This window comes from Pseudomonas sp. SED1, assembly GCF_034044025.1.
Lineage (GTDB): Bacteria > Pseudomonadota > Gammaproteobacteria > Pseudomonadales > Pseudomonadaceae > Aquipseudomonas.
In genome coordinates, this window is record NZ_JAXCIS010000013.1 from 32882 (window position 1) to 53513 (window position 20632).

Consider the following 20632-nt stretch of genomic DNA (forward strand, 5'->3'; position numbering starts at 1 on the left):
TTTATGCATGACTCTCAGTCCTTTTGCGGGCAAGCCGGCACCAGCTCAACTGCTGGTAGACATCCCGCGACTGGTAACGGCCTATTACACCGGCCAGCCTGATGCAGCGATCTCCACCCAGCGCGTCGCCTTTGGAACCTCCGGGCATCGCGGCAGCTCGTTCGACTTGAGCTTCAACGAATGGCACGTGCTTGCCATCAGCCAGGCTATTTGCCTTTACCGTGAAGCCCAAGGCATCAACGGCCCGTTATTTGTCGGCCTGGACACCCACGCGCTGTCCACCCCAGCCGGCGCCAGCGCCCTGGAAGTGTTGGCCGCCAATGGCGTACACGTGATGTTGGCCGAGGGCGACGAGTACACCCCGACACCGGCGATTTCCCACGCCATTATTTGCTACAACCGTGGCCGCACCAGCGGCCTGGCCGACGGCATCGTGATCACGCCGTCCCACAACCCGCCGCAAAGCGGCGGCTACAAGTACAACCCGCCGAATGGCGGCCCGGCCGACACTCACATCACCAAGTGGATCGAAGCCAAGGCCAATGAATTGCTGGCCAATAAACTGTCCGGGGTCAAGCGCATCACCCACGCCCAGGCCTTGAAGGCCGACACGACCCATCGTCACGACTACCTCAACACCTACGTGGCCGACTTGGTCAACGTCATCGACTTTGATGCGATCCGCAGCGCGGGCCTGCGCCTGGGCGTCGATCCGCTGGGCGGAGCAGGGGTGCGCTACTGGTCGGCCATTGCCGAGCACCATCGCTTGAACCTGGACGTGGTGAACACCGAAGTCGATTCCACCTTCCGCTTCATGAGCGTCGACTGGGACGGCCAGATCCGCATGGACCCGTCCTCCAGCTACGCCATGCAAGGCTTGATCGGCCTCAAGGACCGTTACGACGTGGCCTTCGCCTGCGACCCGGACCACGACCGCCACGGCATCGTGACGCCATCCGGTGGCTTGCTCGCGCCGAACAACTACCTCGCGGTGTCTATCGATTACCTGTTCCAGAATCGCCCTGAGTGGCGTGCTGATGCTGCCGTGGGCAAGACCGTGGTCAGCAGCGGCCTGATTGATCGCGTGGCCAATCGCATTGGCCGTCGCCTGTACGAAGTGCCGGTGGGCTTCAAGTGGTTTGCCGACGGCCTGTTCGACGGCTCCCTCGGTTTTGGCGGTGAAGAAAGCGCTGGGGCTTCGTTCCTGCGTAAGGACGGCAGCGTGTGGAGCACCGACAAGGATGGCTTGATCCCGGCGCTGCTGGCCGCAGAGATGACTTCCCGCAAAGGCCAGGACCCGAGCCAGATCTACCGTGGGCTGACTGACGCGTTGGGCGAACCGTTCGCCATTCGTGTGGACGCCAAGGCCACCCCCGTGCAGAAAGCCTTGCTGGGCAAGCTGTCGCCGGACCAGGTGACGTCCACGCAGTTGGCGGGGGAAAGCATCCAGCAGATCCTCAGCCACGCGCCGGGTAACGACCAGGCGATTGGCGGGCTGAAAGTGATGACTGAAAACGGCTGGTTTGCCGCACGGCCATCGGGTACTGAGGACATCTACAAGATCTATGCCGAGAGCTTTATTGGCGAGGATCACCTGAAGCAACTGGTGGAAGAGGCGCAGGTGTTGGTGGACGGGGCGATCTCGGCTAACTAGAGCTGTAACAACTGTAGGAGCGAGCTTGCTCGCGAAGGACTTTAACGATGACGCGGGCTTTCTGAAAACACGCGGCGCTCTTTAGTTTTTCGCGAGCAAGCTCGCTCCTACAGGGGTGTTTAGCGTCAGGCGAGGTCGACCAACACGATCTCACTGTCCTCAACCGCCGTCACCCGCAATACCTGCTCATCCTCAACCGCAACACCGTCTCGAGCGTGTGCACGCAAGCCGTTGACTTCAATCACTCCGGTCGCCGGCACCAGGTACGCCCGGCGTCCGCTGTCCAGGCGATACTCCGCGCTTTCACCGGCTTTCAAGTTGGCTGCCACCAGGCGTGCATCCGCACGAATGCGCAGGCTTTCGCTGTCTCCAGCCTTGCCACTGGCCAGGGTCACAAAACCTTCGCGGTCACCCTTCGGAAACGGCTTGGCGCCCCACGACGGCGGCAAACCCGCCTCATTGGGAATAATCCATATCTGAAAAATCTTGGTCGGCGTGGCTTCCAGGTTGTATTCGCTGTGGGCAATCCCGGTGCCGGCGCTCATCACCTGGACATCGCCAGCCTCGGTGCGGCCCTTGTTGCCCAGGTTATCAGCATGGCTGATGGCGCCTTCACGCACATAGGTGATGATTTCCATGTCCCGGTGCGGGTGTTGCGGGAAGCCGGTGCCCGGTGCAATGAGGTCGTCGTTCCATACCCGCAGGTTGCCCCAGTGCATGCGCTTGGGGTCGTGGTACTCGGCAAAGGAAAAGTGGTGGTGAGCGTCCAGCCAACCGTGATTGGCGCCGCCCAGGGTATTGAAAGGTCGAAGTTCAAGCATGATCGTCTCCTGTGGATGGGAGCCATGATCCAGCAGCATCCATTCGATAAAAAGCGTAAAAAATGCAGGATTCCTATCGAATGCTTCGATGCCGATGCTCAAGACGTATCTTCACTTCATCGCCTAACTGCATGAGCCCAAAGCAATTGGCTGGAACTGAGGGGCATTTACGGCGAACATAGCGCTCTAGTCCGAGTTAAAGCCTCGCAGGAGTCCGCGTGCCGCAACACACCCCCGATCTGCCTCCCGAACCGCGGCCACTGGCCGAAATGCCCCTGTTGAAACGGCTCGCCGCCCGATTATTCGGACATGGCCTGACGCGCTTGCGTGCCCAGCACCGGTTTTCCTGGTTGCATGGCCAGGCCGATGGCTTTCGAAGTGGCCACACGGCCGGCGTGGAGTATGGCTATAAGGAAGGCAAGGCAGAGGGTATCGAAGAAGGCCGCCAGGTCTTGCTGATCCGTGACTTCCGGCCGGATGAACACACCGCGCCGGGTGTCGACGACAGCTTGTTCGACGATTGGCGCCTACCGCTGACCGCCGAGCTGAAAAAACGTATCAAGGCCGACGTCGCGCGCCTGCTGCCAGCCCATGCCCAGCCGAGCACGGCCCAGTGGAAGATGATCTTCAGCGACACGCCGTCCACCTCGGTAATTGCCGGCGCCGGCGCCGGTAAATCCACCTCGCTGGTGCTGCGTATCCTGCTGCTGACCCATTACCTGGGCTTTGAGCTGAGCTCGATGACGGTGGTGACCTTCACCCGCGAATCGCGCAAGGACTTCATCAACAAGCTCATGGAAATTCTCGCCTTGTGGGGTCAACCCCTTGGTATGAAAGAAGCCCAAGCCGTGGTGCGCACCTTTCACTCGCGCATTCTGCCGATGGTCCGCAGCCTGCCGGGCCTGGAGCGGCTGCAAGCGTTTGAGAACCTCAACGCGCGCACCGAAGCGGGTTTTGATGAAGCCGACAGCAACCCCTTTGAATTGCGGATCAACGACGTCCAGCGCCAGCAACTGAATGCCTGCTACCACCAGCTGCATGGCCGTCACGAACGCTTCCGCGAACTGATTGCCCCGTTGGCGCGCCACGCCCTGCAACTCAAGGAGCTTGAGCGGGATCATCCTGACGTGCAGAAACGCGTGGCCGTTACCGAGCTGGCCGCCAAGCGCGATGAAGAACTCTGTGATGTGATCGAAGACCTGTGGTTTCGCGCCGGCGCCTGGCCGATCAAGGGCATCGAGCCCAATCGCCAGACCTTCGATATCAACGGTGCGCAGTTTCACTGCCATGGCTACATTGCCGAGCTGGATGCCTGGGTAGTGCTGGGCTTCGACCCTCGGGAAAATGCCCAAACCAGTCGTCCCGGCGCCAAGCTGTCCGTGCGTGCAGAGTGGGCGGTAAAGCGCACCCTGTTTCAAGCTTTCTGCCGTAAGCCACTGATATGGCTTGATAACTACGAGTCATCCAGGCGTCTTCTGAGCAGCTTGGCCGGCGATGCAACAGCGGGCCCGGGCTTCGATTACAAGGTCAAGGGCGAGCTGGCTTCGGCGCCACTACTGGACAGCTTTGTCGCCGCCGCCGGGTTTATCGAGAACCTGGGGCTGGATGTGCCCACCGCCGTGGGCAAGATGAGCTTTGCCAAGGACGATCCAGACCGTTTTTACTTCGAGGCGCTGAGCATTTTCTGGAAAGCCCTCGAAGATCACTTGCTGGATCAGTCGCCACCGATCATGACCTACAACCGGATGTTCTCGCTGTTTGGCGAAAACACCCCGGAAAACCTCAAGCTCCTGAGCGACAGCCTGCTGCGGCCGATGTCGCACCTGATGATCGACGAGTTCCAGGACGTGTCGCCGCAGATCGTCTCGTGGATCCGTGCCAGCCTGCGGGAAATTCGCAGCCGTGGCCCGGCCATGCACGTAGGCCGTGGCGCCCAGCGTTCTTCGCTGTTGTGCGTGGGGGATGACTGGCAGTCGATCTATGGCTGGCGGGGCAGTTCGCCAAAGTACTTCATGGAGTTCAACAAGGAATTCCCGTCACCCACCACCACGCGGGTGATGCTGGGCGAGAACTACCGTAGCCATCAGCACGTGATCGATGCTGCCGAGCACATCGTGCGTGCTGCTCCGGCCATCAGCGGCAAGAAAGCCAAGGCCAGTGGAACCGCGAAGGAACTGGTGCCGGTCAGCATGCGTGATCGTGACGATGCGGCGCTGGGCCAGCAACTGCTGGCGCACTATCAAAAAGGTGATTCGGTATTAATGCTGTATCGAAAAAGTAGCGATAAGTCATTGATGCAAGAGCATATTCAGGCTGTAGTTAATCTGGATTCTAGCTTGCCGTATGGCGATCGCCGTCTGAAGCAACTGACCTATCACAGCGCCAAGGGTCTGCAAGCGGATGCGGTATTCCTGCTGGGCGACTGCCAGCATTTGACCAGTTCGCCGTACAAGAACCAGGTCTACCGCATGGCGGGCCTGGGCAAGGATGGCGATACCGACGCTTACGACAGCGCGCAAAAAGACGAAGTACTGCGCCTGGCCTATGTGGGGATTACCCGGGCAGTGAGTCATTGCTACTGGTATGTCGACGCGCAGGATGGCCAAGGGGTGAATGTGCCGAAGGCCTCGGATCGGGTTGCCGGGGACAAGCCGTTTTTTGATGATCAGCGCATCAGCAAATCATAAAGGGGGACGTTGAATCACGTGGCGAGGGAGCTGGAGTGCACAGCGCTCCTAGGATTTTGGGGCTGCTACGCAGCCCAGCGGGAGCAAGCTCCCTCGGCACACCAGATCAAGCCCGCAGCGACAGCGGCGGCACAAACGACTCCAGCTCATCCTCTACGGCCTCGATGATCCGCTCCACATCAGCGGCATTCATCACCGTGGCACAAGGGATGCCGGCAATCGCAATCAGGGTTTCTCCGCTGGCGCGGTCGAACAGGCGGGCGATCATGCTGCCGGGAGCATCCATGCTCGCCTCAAAGCCCAGTGGATGAAAATGCCAGCGCATCAGCTGGCAGGCGTTGGGGAATGTCACTTTGTTCATCTTGCCCACCTTGTTCATTGAGCACTTCCTTTAGCTCGCTGCAGGGGCGCCATGACCGTCACTGGTCCTGGCCGTCGTGAGCTTTAAAAATAGCATTCGTTCGCATCCTGCATGGGAGTTTTTTCGCTCCGTTCGGCGGTTGTTTTCAGGAAGTTTGACGTAGGTCATGTACTACGTGGAAATGGGCGAAAGGCCATTAGGCATAACTGTCAAATGGCCATTGAACCCACCCGGAAAGTTGGGCAAGCTCGCAGGCTGCCCCAGCCTTAGAGCGCTCCATGCCCGACTTCATCCCGGATGATTCCCAGCAAACCCAGGCCACCGGAGACTTGGTGCTGCGTCACCATCTATGCTGGAAACACCGGGACCTGGACGGCGTGATGTCGTACTACCACCCGGACATCCAGTACCACGATTTCTTCCAGAACCGCGTAGTAGGCGCAGACGATCTGCGCGAGTATCTGCAAGCCAGCATGCCCCGTGGCGCCGACGAGGCCATCGAGCACACCGACCGCATCCGCGCCGACGGCGACACCGCGTTCATCCAGTACCGCATTACCTTGCGCGGCGGCCAGGGCCTGGTGTCGTTTCGCACCAGCGAAGCCATCACCGTGCGTGACGGCCTGATCTGGCGGGTCAACGAATACGCCTCGCTGGTGCACGAGCAATCTGCCAGCCGCAGCGAGACCACGCGCCCAACCGTCAGCCGCCTGGGCCTGTCGCCCCAGCAACTGAGTTACATGGCCAAGGACCTGCAGCAGTACTTCGAGCGCCAGCAACCCTATCTGGACCCCGAACTGGATCTGCAACGGGTGGCGAAGGAGTGCGGGTACAGCCGCAACCAGATCTCCTACCTGCTGAACCAGGTGCTGGGCCAAAGCTTTTACCGCTACGTCAACCAGGCGCGGCTCCAGCATTTGCTGGCCGCACTGGACAAGGCCACGCCGCCGATCCGCATCGACGAACTGGCGTTTGCCGCGGGCTTCAATTCGACGTCGGCCTTCTACAGCTGCTTCCGCCAGCACACCGGCCAGTCGCCCAAGGCCTACGTCAAACAAATTTCCCTGCGTGCACGCGCGCAAGACAGCCCCTGAGGCCAGGCTCTAGGATCACGGCCATCGAAGTGTGGTGGTGGAGCTTGGCATGCCTGCATGGCGCAATATCAGTTTATGGATGGACCAGCTGGACGAGCCGCTGGTGGCGCGTGCGTCCCTGGAGCACGACCTGGACGTCAACGTGGCCATTATCGGCGCCGGCTACACCGGGCTGTGGACTGCGTATTACCTGAAGCGCCAGGCGCCCGAGCTGAAAATCGCCATCATCGAGGCGCAAACCGCCGGGTTCGGCGCCTCGGGCCGTAACGGCGGCTGGCTGATGGGTAACCTGCTGGGGGAAGACCGGCTGCTGGCCGGCTTGTCCCCGGAGCAGCGCCGGGCCTCGTTCGACCTGCTGCACGCCATTCCCGATGAAGTGGCCCAGGTGATCGAGCGCGAAGGCATCGACTGTGACTACCGCAAGGGCGGCGTGCTGTACTGCGCCGCGCGTTATCCCGAGCAGGAAACCAGCCTGCGGGCCTACCTGGCCAAACTCCACGCTCAGGGCCTGACCGACGACGACTACCGTTGGCTCGGCCCGCAGCAACTCGCCGAACACATCCGCATCGCCAAGCCCTATGGCGGTATCTATGCCCCCCACGTTGCCACGATTCACCCGGCCAAGCTGGTGCGTGGCCTGGCGCGGGTGGTGGAGCAGATGGGCGTCACGATCTATGAAAACAGCCCCGTCACCCATTGGCAGTCCGGCAGCCTGCGCACGGCTAAAGCTTCAGTACGCGCGTCATGGGTGGTGCCGGCGGTGGAAGGGTATGCCACCACCTTGGCGCCTTTGGGCCGCTATCAGTTGCCGGTACAAAGCCTGATTGTCGCCACCGAACCGTTGCCCGCCAGCACCTGGGACGAAATCGGCCTGAACCGTGGCCAGGCATTCGGCGAAAGCAGTCGACAGGTCACCTACGGCCAGCGCTCGGCGGACAATCGCCTGGTGTTCGGCGCCCGTGGTGGTTATCAGTTTGCCGGCAAGCTGCGGCACAACTTCGACCTCACCCACAGCGAAGTCGAACTGCGTCGCTACCTGTTCGGTGAACTGTTCCCGCAACTCAAGAAAGTCCGGATCACCCACGCCTGGGGCGGCAACCTCGGCATGTCCCGGCGCTTCAAGCCGCACATGCTGTGCGATCACGCGGCGGGCATCGCCCTGGCCGGTGGTTATGGCGGCGAGGGAGTAGGGGCCAGCAACCTGGGCGGGCGTACATTGGCCGACTTGATCCTGGGGCTCGACACGCCGCTGGTCACGCAGCCATGGGTCATTCAGCCGGGCCGGTTGGACGGGCTCAAGGCCTGGGAACCGGAACCCTGCCGCTGGCTGGGCTACAACGCGATCATTCGCAGCTTTGTCCATGAAGACCAGGTGTTGGCCAACCCCAACACCGCGCCGTGGCGCCGCAAGCTGGCCAGCGGGGTTGCCGGGTTTATGGAAGGTTTCATGCACTAAGTCGTTTCCATCACCACAGGTATGAACATGAGCATTACCCAGTTCAAAGACACACTCAGCGCCCATTTACCGGACTCTTCCCCCGTTGCCGCGCCACTGGGCACACCGGTAGCGGTGGCCTCGACCTTGAGCGTGGAGCGTAGCGACGGCGTCGAAACCGGCATCTGGGAATGCACGCCCGGGCGCTGGCGCCGGCAGATCAAAGCCCAGGAGTTTTGCCACTTTATCCAGGGACGCTGCACCTTCACCCCCGACAACGGAGAAATGCTCCACATAGAAGCCGGCGACGCACTGATGTTGCCGGCCAACAGCACGGGTATCTGGGATATCCAGGAAACCGTGCGCAAGACCTATGTACTGATCCTCTGATTCTTTGATCTTTGATCGCCTGCCATAAAAACAGCCCTAAAACCGCCAGGAAATCGAACCATGAGACCCATTGCCCTGTTGCCGCTGGTATTTGTCGCCACCCTCAGCCAAGCCGCCGAGACGGTGAAGATCTACAACTGGTCGGACTATATCGCCCCCGACACCACCAAGAACTTCCAGAAAGAAACCGGGATCGGCTTCACCTACGACGTGTACGACAGCAACGAAACCCTCGACGGCAAGTTGATGACCGGCAAATCCGGCTACGACGTGGTGTTCCCCTCCAACCACTTCATGGCCCGGCAGATCCAGGGCGGGGCGCTGAAGAAGCTCGACAAGAGCCAGTTGCCCAACTGGAAGAACCTCAACCCGGTGCTGCTCAAGGCTTTGGAAAACAACGACCCGGGCAACGCCCACGGTTTCCCGTACCTGTGGGGCAGCACTGGCATCGGCTACAACATCGACAAGGTCAAGGCGGTACTCGGCGACAACGCCCCGGTGGACTCATGGGACCTGATCTTCAAGCCCGAGAACATGCAGAAACTGCAGAAGTGCGGCGTGGCGATCCTCGACAACGGCCCGGAACTGCTGCCAGCGGCGCTCAACTACCTGGGCCTGCCGCACCACAGCAAGAAGGCGGAAGACTACAAAAAGGCCGAGGACCTGCTGATGAAAGTGCGGCCGTACGTGGCGTACTTCCACTCATCGAAATACACCGCCGACCTGGCCAACGGCGACATCTGCGTAGCCGTCGGCTTCTCCGGCGACATCCTCCAGGCCGAAAGCCGCGCCAAGGAAGCCAAGAACGGCGTGAACATCGGCTACAACATTCCCAAGGAAGGCGCCGCCATCTGGTTCGACATGGTCGCCATGCCCGCTGACGCCCCGGATGAAAAAGCCGGCTATGCGTTCATGAACTACCTGCTGCGCCCGGAAGTCATGGCCAGCATCACCAACTACGTGCACTACGCCAACGGCAACTCTGCGGCCGATAGTCTGGTGGACCCGGCGATCAAGAGCGACACCAAGGTGTACCCAAGCCCGGAAATGATGGGCAAGTTGTTTGCCCTGGAAGCGATGCCGCTGAACATCGACCGGATTCGTACGCGGGTGTGGAACACCATTCGTACCGGGCGTTGATGGGTAATATTTGGTGGCTCATCAATGACTGCTTTCAGGCCCTGCTCCTTCTAAATTCCTCGCCTCCTAATGTTGATTTGGAGGCAAGGAATGCCTGTATCAAACAAGTCTGGACGATTGCGGATTGGAAGGGCCTCAGAGGTTGGCGGGGTGTACCTGTTGACCGCTGTGGTCGACCGGCGTTTGCCGATCTTCAGTGATTGGCGGCTCGGGCGGTTGCTCGTAAGGGAATTTCGGCAGGCCCATGAAGATCAATGGGCGAACTCACTCGCGTTTGTGGTGATGCCGGATCATCTTCACTGGCTGGTTCAACTGCGTGACAAGTCGTTGGCCGAGTTGATGTGCCGGATAAAATCCCGCAGCAGTTTGACGGTCAATCGTACGCTTGGGCGCAGGGGCCGGCTTTGGCAGAAGGGGTATCACGATAGGGGTGTTCGGCGTGAGGAGGATTTGAAGGATTTCGCCCGTTACGTGGTGTGTAATCCGATTCGCGCGGGGTTGGTGAGGCGCGTGCATGATTATCCGCTTTGGGATGTTTGGTGGCTTTGAGGGCCTCACGCAGCCTCGCTGGGGCTCGACAGCTGCTACGCCGTGAGGTGGGGGCGTGATTCGCTTTGGGATGTTTGGTGGCTACGCCGCGATCTCACCTCCGTAGCAGCTGTCGAGCCCCAGCGAGGCTGCGTAGCCACACCGCGGAATTAAGGATTCTCCAAGTCATGCCCCAACGACTGGATAAACAACGAAAACAACTCCGGTTGCGACGAGATATCCAGCTTGGCATACAGGTGCCGACGATGAACCTTGACCGTATCCGGCGAGATATTCAGCCGTTCGGCCATGGCTTTTGACGAAAACCCACGCAACACCAACCGCGCAATTTCCAACTCCCGCTCCGACAACACCCCACAGCCAAAATGACTCAGCGCATCCCGGATCTGGCTGGCCATCTCGGCAGGCGCGGCCACCCGCTGTGTGCTCTGCTGCCAATGCTGCTGCATCAACGGCAACACCCAGGCCGCCAGCGTGGTCATCAACCCCGTTTCCTCGCCGGTAAACAACCGCTGCATCCCCAACGACAGCGACAACGTGCCCGCGCCCGGTAATTGCAGGATGAACTGCACCTCGTCTTCCAGCACGTTGTCGTGGAAGTAATTGAGGAAGTACTCACTCTGGCGAAAATGATCCGGCGCCACTTCTTCAAGGCGGTACACGCCACTGGCATAGCCTTCTCGGCACGCCTGGAAAAACGGGTCCAGCAAGTACAAGCCATTGAGGTAAACCAGCATCGACGCTGGCTTGCTACTCGGTTGCGCGTCGTACTCCTCCAGCGCCTGGGGCGGGCCGTCGGCGGGGTAGAAGATCGCCAGGGCATTGTCGAAGGGCACGCATTGGTGCAACAACAGCACCAGTTGTTTCCAGAAACGCCCGGTGCCGATTTGTGCGACGGTGCGGCCCAGGCCTGCGTGCATGCCGACTTCACTGAACAGGCTCATGTGCAGCTCCACGCAAAGGATTCAGGCCGCAAGGGTTCGACTTTTGCCGGTTGCCGTCAAGGGGAGTACTCCAATAGGGGAATTGGCCGCCTTACCCGCAGCGTTTAAGTTTGCCGTCAGTCAGCGGGGAACATACCCCGCGCCGCTCCACCTTTTCGTTTCTGCCTCAAACCAAGAACAATCAAGAGGATAACGATATGAGTGCTCCTTCCACGCCCGACGGCGTGCTGAAACCCACCTTGAGTGTGTTCGACGTGGTGGCCATCACCGTCTCGGCGGTGACCCCAGCCAGTTCAGTGTTCGTGATTGCGCCCTTTGCCATCCAGCAGGCCGGCAGCGGGGTGTTCCTGGCCTTTGTGATGGCCGCGTTGCTCGCGCTGATGTTCGCCTTTTGCTACGCCGAACTCGGCCGCGCCCACAACAGTGCTGGCGGTGAGTACGTGTACGCCAAGCGGGTGTTCGGCGGCATGGCCGGTTATGCGACGTTCCTCACGGTATTGGTGATGTTGCTGTTTATCCCGCCGGTGCTGGCCACCGGGGCGGCGACTTACCTGAATAACGCCCTCGGCACAAAATTCGACTCGCAAACCGTGGCCCTGGTCATCGTGGTGTGCAGCTACGCCCTGGGCATTCTGAATATCAAGCTGAATGCCTGGATCACCGGCACCTGCCTGCTGTTGGAAGTGGCGGCGTTGCTGGTGATCGTGTTTATCGGCTTCGGCAACCCGGTGCAGCCGGTCAGCGTGCTGCTGCAACCGCAAATCGTCGAAAACGGCGTGCTGCACCTGGCGCCCTGGGCGCTGGTGATCGGCGCAGTGGGCATTGGCTTGTTCTCCTTCAATGGCTATGGCCCTGCAGTGTTGCTGGCGGAAGACATGAAGTGCGGCGGCAAGGGCGTGCACAAGGCGGTGTTGTGGTCCCTGGGCCTGGTGGTGGTTATCGAACTGGTGCCGATCACCGCGTTGTTGATCGGTGCGCCATCCCTCAGCGCGATGATCAGCAGCCCCGACCCGATCGGCTACCTGCTGACCAGCCACGGCAATGAAACCCTGTCACGGTTGGTGAGCGCCGGGATTTTCCTGTCGGTGTTCAATGCGATTGTCGCCATCGTGATTCAGATCGGTCGGGTGGTGTTCAGCAGCGGCCGCGATGCACTGTGGACGCCGACCATCAATAAACTCTTCACCCGGATTCATCCGCGCTGGGATTCACCGTGGTTGGCTACGCTGTTCCTGGCAATCCCTTCGGCGTTGCTCAGCTTCAGCTCGAACCTGGCGGACCTGACGTCCTTCAGCGTGCTGCTGATCATGCTGGTGTACCTGATCGTGGCGTTGAGCGCGTTGATGAGCCGGGTGTTGCTGCGTGACCGCGAGCATCCGTATCGCATGCCGTTGTGGCCAGTGCCGGCATTGCTGGCGGTACTCGGGGCCGGCTACCTGTTGGTAACCCTGGCGATGGCCGCTTCGGTTCGGGACATCATGATTATCATCGGCCTGTTGGCACTGTCGGTGATCCTGTATTGCATCAGTGGCCGGTTGAGTCCGGCGTTTCAGAAATTGTAAGGAGTGGTTATGCGCGCACGTCAATTGGGCATCACGTTGGGGCTGGGCACGCCCGGTGAGTTGAATGCCATCACCGACGTTCCAGGGGTTCGGGTCGGCCACAGCACGATCAAGACCCGCATCAATGGCAAACAGGTACGGACCGGCGTCACGGCGATCCAGCCCCGGGCCGGTGCCGCGCGGTATCAGCCGTGTTTTGCCGGCTACCACGTACTCAACGGCAATGGCGACGCCACGGGGCTTGAATGGATCAGCGAATCGGGCCTGCTGACCACGCCACTGGCGATCACCAACACCCACAGCATCGGCGTGGTACGCGACACCCTGATCGCCCTGGAGCGCGAAAGCCTGGCAGACCCGGCGGTGTACTGGTGCATGCCGGTGGTGATGGAGACCTACGACGGGTTACTCAACGACATCTGGGGCCAGCACGTGGGCCCGGAGCATGTGCGCGAGGCGTTGGCCAACGCCGAATCCGGCCCGGTGGCGGAGGGCGCCGTGGGCGGCGGCACCGGAATGATCTGCCATGAGTTCAAGGGCGGGATTGGCACGGCCTCGCGGCGTTTGTCGGCGGAGCAGGGTGGCTGGACCGTCGGTGTGCTGGTGCAGGCCAACCATGGCAAGCGCCAGGAATTGCGGGTGGACGGCTACCCCGTAGGTCGGCAACTGATGGAAATCCCGTCACCGTTTGCCGATCGCGGTACGCCCGGCATGGGCTCCATCGTGGTGATCATCGCCACCGATGCGCCATTGTTGCCCCATCAGTGCCAGCGCCTGGCCCAACGGGCGTCCATCGGCATTGCGCGCACGGGCGGCGGTACCGAGGACTCCAGCGGGGACCTGTTCCTGGCGTTCGCCACCGGCAATCAGGATTTGCCGGTGGCCGACTACGGGCGCAAGGGCTTGCCCCTTAGCACGTCGCTGCACATGGTCAATAACGACCATATTTCGCCCTTGTTCAGCGCGGCGGCGGAGGCGGTCGAGGAAGCGATCATTAATGCGATAGTGGCCGGGGAAGATATGCTCACCGACGACGGTGCGCGAGTGCCGGGGCTGGACTCGCAAACACTCCTGCAAGCAATGCGTCAAACAGGCTGGCGCGCGCAATAAATAAACTAAGTCTTGTCCCGGTAATACGGGACAAGCACTTAAGTAGTGGCCATTCAACACTAACAATGACACGGTGACACTTTCTTAGTGCACCTCAAGCAATACTTTGGATCCATTCCTCATTAAATGTCTTTAGGAGTATTTAATATTTAAATAGCTGGATTTTTATAAGGTGCTATTGGCCAATGTTTGCAGGTTTTGTTCGTCGACCCAACTTTCTCCTTGGATAAAAACCGCTGGACGAATGATTTCAGGTTGTGTCAGTTTTCTTTCGCCTTCAAAAGGGGCGAGTGATCGGACTTACTCGCCAAAGTGAGTCCGGTCGGACAAAAACTGTTCCACTTGCAAACAAGGAAGTACGTTTATGTCAAAAGTAAAAGACAAAGCTATTGTGTCGGCGGCTCAAGCAAGTACCGCTTATACGCAAATCGATAGCTTTAGCCATCAATACGACCGCGGCGGCAACCTCACGGTCAATGGCATACCTTCGTTCACCGTTGACCAGGCCGCCGACCACCTGCTGCGTGAGAACGCCGCTTACCGCGACGTGGACGGCAACGGCAAGATCGATCTTACCTACACCTTCCTGACCTCGGCTTCCAACGCGACCATGAACAAGCATGGGATCACCGGGTTCAGCCAGTTCAACACCCAGCAGAAAGCACAGGCCGTACTGGCCATGCAATCCTGGGCTGATGTGGCCAATGTCACCTTCACCGAGAAAGCCTCGGGCGGTGACTTCCACATGACCTTCGGCAACTACAGCGGCGGCCAGGACGGCGCAGCGGCCTTTGCCTACCTGCCAGGCACCAACGCCAAGTACAACGAAAGCGGGCTTGACGGCACTTCCTGGTACCTGACCAACAACAGCTATACGCCGAACAAGACGCCGGACCTGAACAACTATGGCCGGCAGACCCTGACCCACGAAATCGGCCACACCCTGGGCCTGGACCACCCTGGCGACTACAACGCCGGGACCGGCAACCCTTCGTACAAAGACGCGGACTATGGACAGGACACGCGTGGCTACAGCGTCATGAGTTACTGGAGCGAGAGCAACACCAACCAGAACTTCAGCAAAGGCGGGGTAGAGGCTTACTCCTCCGGCCCGCTGATCGACGACATCGCCGCGATCCAGAAGCTCTACGGCGCCAACTACAACACCCGCGCCGGCGACACCACCTACGGCTTCAACTCCAACACCGGGCGTGATTTCCTCAGCGCCACTTCATCGGCTGACAAGTTGGTGTTCTCGGTGTGGGACGGTGGCGGTAACGACACCCTGGACTTCTCCGGCTTTACCCAGAACCAGAAGATCAACCTCAATGAGACCTCGTTCTCCGACGTTGGCGGCCTGGTGGGTAACGTTTCCATCGCCAAGGGCGTGACCGTAGAGAACGCCATCGGCGGTTCGGGCAACGACCTGTTGATCGGTAACGCTGCGGCCAACGTCCTCAAAGGCGGTGCCGGCAACGACATCCTCTTCGGCGGCGGCGGTGCAGACCAGCTGTGGGGCGGTTCAGGCAACGACACCTTCGTGTTCGGCGCCAGCTCGGACTCCAAGCCAGGTGCGGCCGACAAGATCTTTGACTTCACCTCGGGTTCGGACAAGATCGACCTCACCGGCATTACCAAAGGTGCAGGCCTGACCTTCGTCAACGCGTTTACCGGTCACGCCGGCGACGCGGTGCTGTCCTACGCTTCGGGTACCAACCTGGGCACATTGGCAGTGGACTTCTCCGGTCACGGCGTGGCGGATTTCCTCGTCACCACCGTGGGCCAGGCAGCGGTCAGCGACATCGTGGCTTGATTCAGGTGTAAAGGAGGGTGGCGCACACGCGCCGCCCTCTGCCCTTGCATCCACCCCTTGAACGGGCGAAGGTGATGACGCTATTTCGCAGTACAGTTGCCTGGTGTCTCCAGGCGTTGCTTATGTCGGCAGGAGCCACAGCAATGGCAAGCAGTCTGGTTTTACCCACGTCCGCGCAGTTGGCCGGGCATTGGACGCTGCACCAGCAAGAGCAGGTATGTGCGCTGGATCTGATTGAGCAAGCCAACGCCCTGGGGGGCGATGTGGGGTGCGCGGGACAATGGCTGGGTGAAGCCCCCGTTAGTTGGACGCCAACTCCCGACGGTATTTGGTTGATGAATGCCGAAGGCACCGGCATTACCCATTTGAATCGCCAGAAAGAAGGCGAATATGAAGGCCGCGTAAAATCTGGCGCGGTATTGATATTACAACGTGCACCCTAATAGTTCGTTATAACGATATAACCCGATTTTAATGTTTGCCCGCCTCTTAATGGGGCGCCTGGCAAACTATTGCGCGTCATTCGGCTCAGGGAAGATCAGGCAACATGGCGAAGACCACTCCCGTTGCACCACTGTTCAAGGCACTCGGCGACTACAAAAGTATTCTGATCAGTATTGGCTGCTTCACGGCATTGATTAACGTATTGATGCTGGTGCCGTCGATTTATATGTTGCAAGTCTACGACCGCGTGCTGTCTTCACAGAACGAAACCACCCTGGTGATGTTGACGCTGATGGTGGTGGGGTTCTTCGCATTTATCGGCGTGCTTGAGGTGATCCGCAGCTTTATCGTGATTCGCATCGGCAGCCAGTTGGAGCGCCGCTTCAACCTGCGGGTGTACAAGGCCGCCTTCGAGCGCAACCTGCAACGGGGCGAAGGCCATGGCGGGCAATCCCTGGGGGATCTGACCCACATCCGCCAATTCATCACCGGGCCGGCGCTGTTCGCGTTTTTCGATGCGCCGTGGTTTCCGATCTACCTGTTTGTGATTTTCCTGTTCAACGTCTGGCTGGGTGTCTTGGCCAGTGCCGGGGCGGTACTGCTGATTGCGCTGGCGTGCCTCAACGAATACCTGACCAAAAAGCCCCTGGGTGAAGCCAGCGGGTTTTCCCAGCAATCCACCCAGTTGGCCACCAGCCACCTGCACAACGCCGAAACCATCCAGGCCATGGGCATGCTCGGCGCATTGCGCAAGCGCTGGTTCAAGGTGCATTCGCAGTTTCTGGGCTTGCAGAACAAGGCCAGCGATACCGGCTCGATCATCAGTTCCCTGAGTAAATCCCTGCGCCTGTGCCTGCAATCGTTGGTGCTCGGCCTGGGGGCGTTGCTGGTGATCAAGGGCGACATGACGGCGGGCATGATGATCGCCGGTTCGATCCTGATGGGCCGGGTGTTGAGCCCCATCGACCAGTTGATCGCCGTGTGGAAGCAATGGAGTTCGGCCAAGCTGGCCTATCAGCGCCTGGACGGCCTGATGCGTGAATTTCCGCCCCAGGGCGAGCAGATGGCCTTGCCGGCGCCCAAGGGCAATGTGAGTTTCGAGCAGGTCAGCGCAGGCCCGCCGGGGCGGCGTGTGCCCACCTTGCATCAGGTGACCTTCAATCTTGCCGCCGGTGAAGTCTTGGGTGTGCTGGGTGCTTCCGGCTCCGGCAAATCGACCCTGGCCCGTGTATTGGTGGGCGTGTGGCCTACCCTGGCGGGCACCGTGCGACTGGATGGTGCCGACATCCATCGCTGGGACCGCGACGACCTCGGCCCGCATATTGGCTACCTGCCCCAAGACATCGAACTGTTCAGCGGCAGCATCGCCGACAACATCGCACGCTTTCGCGAAGCCGATCCCCAACTCGTGGTGCAGGCCGCCCAACAAGCGGGCGTGCACGAATTGATCCTGCGCTTGCCCCACGGCTACGACACCGTGCTCGGTGACGAAGGCAGCGGCCTGTCCGGTGGCCAGAAACAACGGGTCGCCCTGGCCCGCGCGCTGTACGGCGGGCCTCGCCTGATCGTACTCGATGAGCCCAACTCCAACCTCGACACCGTGGGTGAAGCCGCCCTGGCCAGCGCGATCATGCAGATGAAAGCCCAGGGCAGCACGGTGGTGCTGGTGACTCACCGTTCCTCCGCGCTGGCCCAGGCCGACAAACTGCTGGTGCTGAACGAAGGCCGGTTGCAGGCATTTGGTCCGAGCCAGGACGTGCTGCGGGCACTGTCCGGCCAGCGAGAACAGCCCAACTGTAGGAGCGAGCTTGCTCGCGAAGGTCGTTAACGATGACGCGGGCATCCTGAATGAACGCGGCGGTCTCAGGTTTTTCGCGAGCAAGCTCGCTCCTACAGTTTTTTAACAAGCCGCAAGGATCAGGCGCATGAGCAGCGACAGCAGCATTCAAATCAACCGCGATTACGAACAGACTCACCCCGAACACGACGCGCGCTTCTTTGCGCGCATGGGCTGGCTGCTGACAGTGGTCGGCGCCGGTGGGTTTTTCCTGTGGGCCAGCCTGGCACCGCTGGACCAGGGGATTCCGGTGCAAGGCACGGTGGTGGTGTCGGGCAAGCGCAAGGCGGTACAAACCCTCAGCCCCGGCGTGGTCAGCCGGATCCTGGTGCGTGAAGGCGAGGCGGTGAAGCAGGGCCAGCCGCTGTTCCGCCTCGACCAGACGCAGAACCAGGCCGACGTACACTCCCTGCAAGCCCAATACCGCATGGCCTGGGCCAGCGTGGCGCGGTGGCAGAGCGAGCGTGATAACCAGTCGACCATCACCTTTCCGGCCGAGCTGAGCACCAACCCCGATCAAGCCCTGGCATTGGTCCTTGAAGGCCAGCGCCAACTGTTCAGCAGCCGCCGCGAAGCCTTTGCCCGGGAACAGGCCGGGATTCGCACGAATATCGAAGGCGCCACCGCACAGCTCAACGGCATGCGCCGCGCCCGCAGCGACCTGACCGCCCAGGCGCAATCCCTGCGTGACCAACTGAACAACCTGCAACCCCTGGCCGACAACGGCTACATCCCGCGCAACCGGCTGATGGAGTACCAGCGCCAACTGTCCCAGGTGCAACAGGACCTGGCGCAGAACACCGGCGAAAGCGGGCGGGTGGAGCAGGGCATCCTCGAATCGCGCCTCAAGTTGCAGCAGCACAGCGAGGAATATCAGAAGGAAGTCCGCAGCCAATTGGCCGATGCGCAACTGCGCAGCCTGACCCTGGAGCAGCAACTGACTTCCGCTGGTTTCGACCTGCAGCACAGCGAAATCAATGCGCCTGCCGATGGCATCGCGGTCAACCTGGGCGTGCACACCGAAGGCGCTGTGGTGCGTGCCGGTGAAACCCTGTTGGAAATCGTGCCCCAGGACACCCGCCTGGAAGTGGAAGGGCGCTTGCCGGTGCATCTGGTGGACAAGGTCGGCGCCCACTTGCCGGTGGACATCCTCTTCACCGCCTTCAACCAGAGCCGCACGCCGCGGGTGCCGGGGGAGGTGAGCCTGATCTCCGCCGACCAGATGCTCGACGAAAAAACCGGCATGCCGTACTACGTGTTGCGCACCGTCGTCAGCAGCAACGCCCTGGAAAAACTCCATGGCCTAGTGATCAAGCCGGGGATGCCCGCCGAGATGTTCATCCGTACCGGCGAGCGCTCCTTGCTCAATTACCTGTTCAAGCCGCTGCTGGACCGCGCCGGCTCGGCGTTGACCGAGGAATGAGCATGAAGCTGATGTTCATCGCCTTGTTACTCGCCTGCAGCAGCGCCCAGGCCGCCATGGGCCCGTTCGATGTTTACGAACAGGCTCTGCGCAACGACCCGGTATTCCTCGGCGCCATCAAGGAACGTGACGCCGGCCTGGAGAACCGCACCATCGGCCGCGCCGGCCTGCTGCCCAAACTGTCGTACAACTACAACAAGGGCCGCAACAACTCCCAGGCCACCTTGCCCGACGGGCGCGGCGGTAATTATCACGATGACCGCAACTACAACAGCTACGGCTCCACCTTCACCCTGCAACAGCCGCTGTTCGACTACGAAGCCTATGCCAACTACCGCAAGGGCGTGGCTCAGGCGCTGTTTGCCGACGAGAGTTTTCGCGACAAGAGCCAGGCGCTGCTGGTGCGGGTGCTGACCTATTACACCCAGGCGTTGTTTGCCCAGGACCAGATCGACATTGCCCGTGCGAAGAAAAAGGCCTACGAGCAGCAGTTCCAGCAGAACCAGCATCTGTTCCAGCAGGGCGAAGGCACCCGCACCGACATTCTGGAAGCGGAATCGCGCTATGAGCTGGCTACCGCCGAGGAAATCCAGGCGCTGGATGAGCAAGACGCGTCGCTGCGAGAGCTTGGCGCATTGATCGGTGTGCAGAGCGTCAACATCAATGACCTGGCGCCGCTGAACCCGGGATTTGCCGCCTTCACCCTGACCCCAGCCAACTACGACACCTGGCACGAACTCGCGCTGACCAACAACCCCAACCTGGCCTCGCAGCGCCAGTCCGTGGAAGTGGCGCGTTATGAAGTGGAGCGCAACCGTTCCGGGCACCTGCCACGGGTCACGGCCTATGCCAGCTCGCGCCAGCAGGAGTCCGACAGCGGCAACACCTACAACCAGCGCTACGACACCAACACCATCGGCATCGAAGTCAGCATGCCGTTGTATGCCGGTGGCGGCGTCTCGGCGTCCACCCGCCAGGCCAGCCGGGCCATGGAGCAGGCCGAGTACGAACTGGAAGGCAAGACCCGCGAAACCCTGATCGAACTGCGGCGCCAGTTCAGCGCTTGCCTGTCGGGGGTGAGCAAGCTGCGCGCCTACCAAAAGGCGCTGACCTCGGCCGAAGCGCTGGTGGTCTCCACCAAGCAAAGCATCCTCGGCGGCGAGCGGGTCAACCTCGATGCGCTGAACGCCGAGCAGCAGCTGTTCAGCACCCGTCGCGACCTGGCCCAGGCGCGGTATGACTACCTGATGGCCTGGACCAAATTGCATTACTACGCGGGCAACTTGCGCGACACCGACCTGGCCAAGGTGGATGAGGCATTTGGCCCTATGAGCCGCTGATGGTGGGGCTAAGGAGCTTGCTGTGGTG

Annotated in this window: 17 protein-coding genes and 1 pseudogene; 15 read left to right on the plus strand and 3 right to left on the minus strand. The window is 60.7% G+C overall.

What is annotated here, in order from left to right; translation table 11 throughout:
* Positions 1 to 7: 7 nt before the first annotated feature.
* Positions 8 to 1654, plus strand: coding sequence for a phosphoglucomutase (alpha-D-glucose-1,6-bisphosphate-dependent) (pgm, locus tag SNL23_RS01690; RefSeq protein ID WP_318301432.1), 1647 nt, complete (start codon positions 8 to 10; stop codon positions 1652 to 1654).
* Between the two features lie 125 nt (positions 1655 to 1779).
* On the opposite strand, the gene SNL23_RS01695 is transcribed toward pgm, so the two are convergent.
* A complete protein-coding gene (locus SNL23_RS01695; RefSeq protein ID WP_017479706.1) occupies positions 1780 to 2475 on the minus strand; it encodes a pirin family protein in 696 nt (231 codons plus the stop codon).
* Between the two features lie 218 nt (positions 2476 to 2693).
* Between SNL23_RS01695 and SNL23_RS01700 the strand changes: the two genes are divergently transcribed.
* Positions 2694 to 5162 carry a UvrD-helicase domain-containing protein gene (locus SNL23_RS01700; protein ID WP_318301433.1) on the plus strand — a complete coding sequence of 823 codons (2469 nt, stop codon included), beginning with the start codon at positions 2694 to 2696 and terminating at the stop codon, positions 5160 to 5162.
* A 106-nt stretch (positions 5163 to 5268) separates the two neighbouring features.
* Here the strand turns inward: SNL23_RS01700 and SNL23_RS01705 are convergent, their stop codons facing one another.
* Positions 5269 to 5541: a DUF1652 domain-containing protein gene (locus SNL23_RS01705; protein ID WP_076013522.1), complete on the minus strand. Its 273-nt coding sequence runs from the start codon at positions 5539 to 5541 to the stop codon at positions 5269 to 5271.
* Between the two features lie 260 nt (positions 5542 to 5801).
* Between SNL23_RS01705 and SNL23_RS01710 the strand changes: the two genes are divergently transcribed.
* From SNL23_RS01710 to SNL23_RS01730, 5 genes are all read left to right on the plus strand, one after another.
* Positions 5802 to 6617, plus strand: coding sequence for a helix-turn-helix transcriptional regulator (locus tag SNL23_RS01710; protein WP_076013521.1), 816 nt, complete (start codon positions 5802 to 5804; stop codon positions 6615 to 6617).
* A 49-nt stretch (positions 6618 to 6666) separates the two neighbouring features.
* Positions 6667 to 8073 (plus strand): NAD(P)/FAD-dependent oxidoreductase, encoded by a 1407-nt coding sequence (locus tag SNL23_RS01715; RefSeq protein ID WP_318301434.1) that lies wholly within the window; start codon positions 6667 to 6669, stop codon positions 8071 to 8073.
* Positions 8074 to 8100: 27 nt separating this feature from the next.
* Entirely contained in the window at positions 8101 to 8442 is a 342-nt protein-coding gene (locus tag SNL23_RS01720) for a cupin domain-containing protein (protein ID WP_076013519.1), read from the plus strand.
* Between the two features lie 60 nt (positions 8443 to 8502).
* A complete protein-coding gene (locus SNL23_RS01725) occupies positions 8503 to 9582 on the plus strand; it encodes a polyamine ABC transporter substrate-binding protein (protein WP_017479712.1) in 1080 nt (359 codons plus the stop codon).
* A 90-nt stretch (positions 9583 to 9672) separates the two neighbouring features.
* Positions 9673 to 10131 carry an REP-associated tyrosine transposase gene (locus SNL23_RS01730; RefSeq protein WP_076013518.1) on the plus strand — a complete coding sequence of 153 codons (459 nt, stop codon included), beginning with the start codon at positions 9673 to 9675 and terminating at the stop codon, positions 10129 to 10131.
* Between the two features lie 149 nt (positions 10132 to 10280).
* Here SNL23_RS01730 and SNL23_RS01735 read toward each other — a convergent pair whose 3' ends face one another.
* The gene (locus SNL23_RS01735) at positions 10281 to 11075 is read right to left on the minus strand and encodes a helix-turn-helix transcriptional regulator (RefSeq protein ID WP_412104135.1); all 795 of its coding nucleotides are present in this window, start codon (positions 11073 to 11075) and stop codon (positions 10281 to 10283) included.
* A 197-nt stretch (positions 11076 to 11272) separates the two neighbouring features.
* Between SNL23_RS01735 and SNL23_RS01740 the strand changes: the two genes are divergently transcribed.
* The 8 genes and pseudogenes from SNL23_RS01740 (at position 11273) to SNL23_RS01775 (ending at position 20604) form a co-directional block, all read left to right on the plus strand.
* Positions 11273 to 12637, plus strand: coding sequence for an APC family permease (locus SNL23_RS01740; RefSeq protein ID WP_017479714.1), 1365 nt, complete (start codon positions 11273 to 11275; stop codon positions 12635 to 12637).
* 9 nt (positions 12638 to 12646) lie between these two features.
* Positions 12647 to 13747, plus strand: coding sequence for a DmpA family aminopeptidase (locus SNL23_RS01745; protein WP_167664264.1), 1101 nt, complete (start codon positions 12647 to 12649; stop codon positions 13745 to 13747).
* A 364-nt stretch (positions 13748 to 14111) separates the two neighbouring features.
* A complete protein-coding gene (locus SNL23_RS01750; protein ID WP_318301435.1) occupies positions 14112 to 15560 on the plus strand; it encodes a serralysin family metalloprotease in 1449 nt (482 codons plus the stop codon).
* A 74-nt stretch (positions 15561 to 15634) separates the two neighbouring features.
* On the plus strand, positions 15635 to 16003 hold the full coding sequence (locus SNL23_RS01755; protein WP_318301436.1) for a protease inhibitor Inh/omp19 family protein: 369 nt from the start codon (positions 15635 to 15637) through the stop codon (positions 16001 to 16003).
* A 104-nt stretch (positions 16004 to 16107) separates the two neighbouring features.
* Positions 16108 to 17832, plus strand: coding sequence for a type I secretion system permease/ATPase (locus tag SNL23_RS01760; RefSeq protein WP_167664267.1), 1725 nt, complete (start codon positions 16108 to 16110; stop codon positions 17830 to 17832).
* Positions 17813 to 17905, plus strand: a pseudogene (locus SNL23_RS01765) (outer membrane lipoprotein carrier protein LolA); the annotation flags it as partial. The gene SNL23_RS01760 and the pseudogene SNL23_RS01765, both read left to right, overlap by 20 nt.
* Positions 17906 to 17929: 24 nt before the next feature.
* A complete protein-coding gene (locus SNL23_RS01770) occupies positions 17930 to 19264 on the plus strand; it encodes an HlyD family type I secretion periplasmic adaptor subunit (protein WP_318301437.1) in 1335 nt (444 codons plus the stop codon).
* A gap of 2 nt (positions 19265 to 19266) precedes the next feature.
* Positions 19267 to 20604 (plus strand): TolC family outer membrane protein, encoded by a 1338-nt coding sequence (locus SNL23_RS01775; RefSeq protein ID WP_318301438.1) that lies wholly within the window; start codon positions 19267 to 19269, stop codon positions 20602 to 20604.
* Positions 20605 to 20632: the final 28 nt, after the last annotated feature.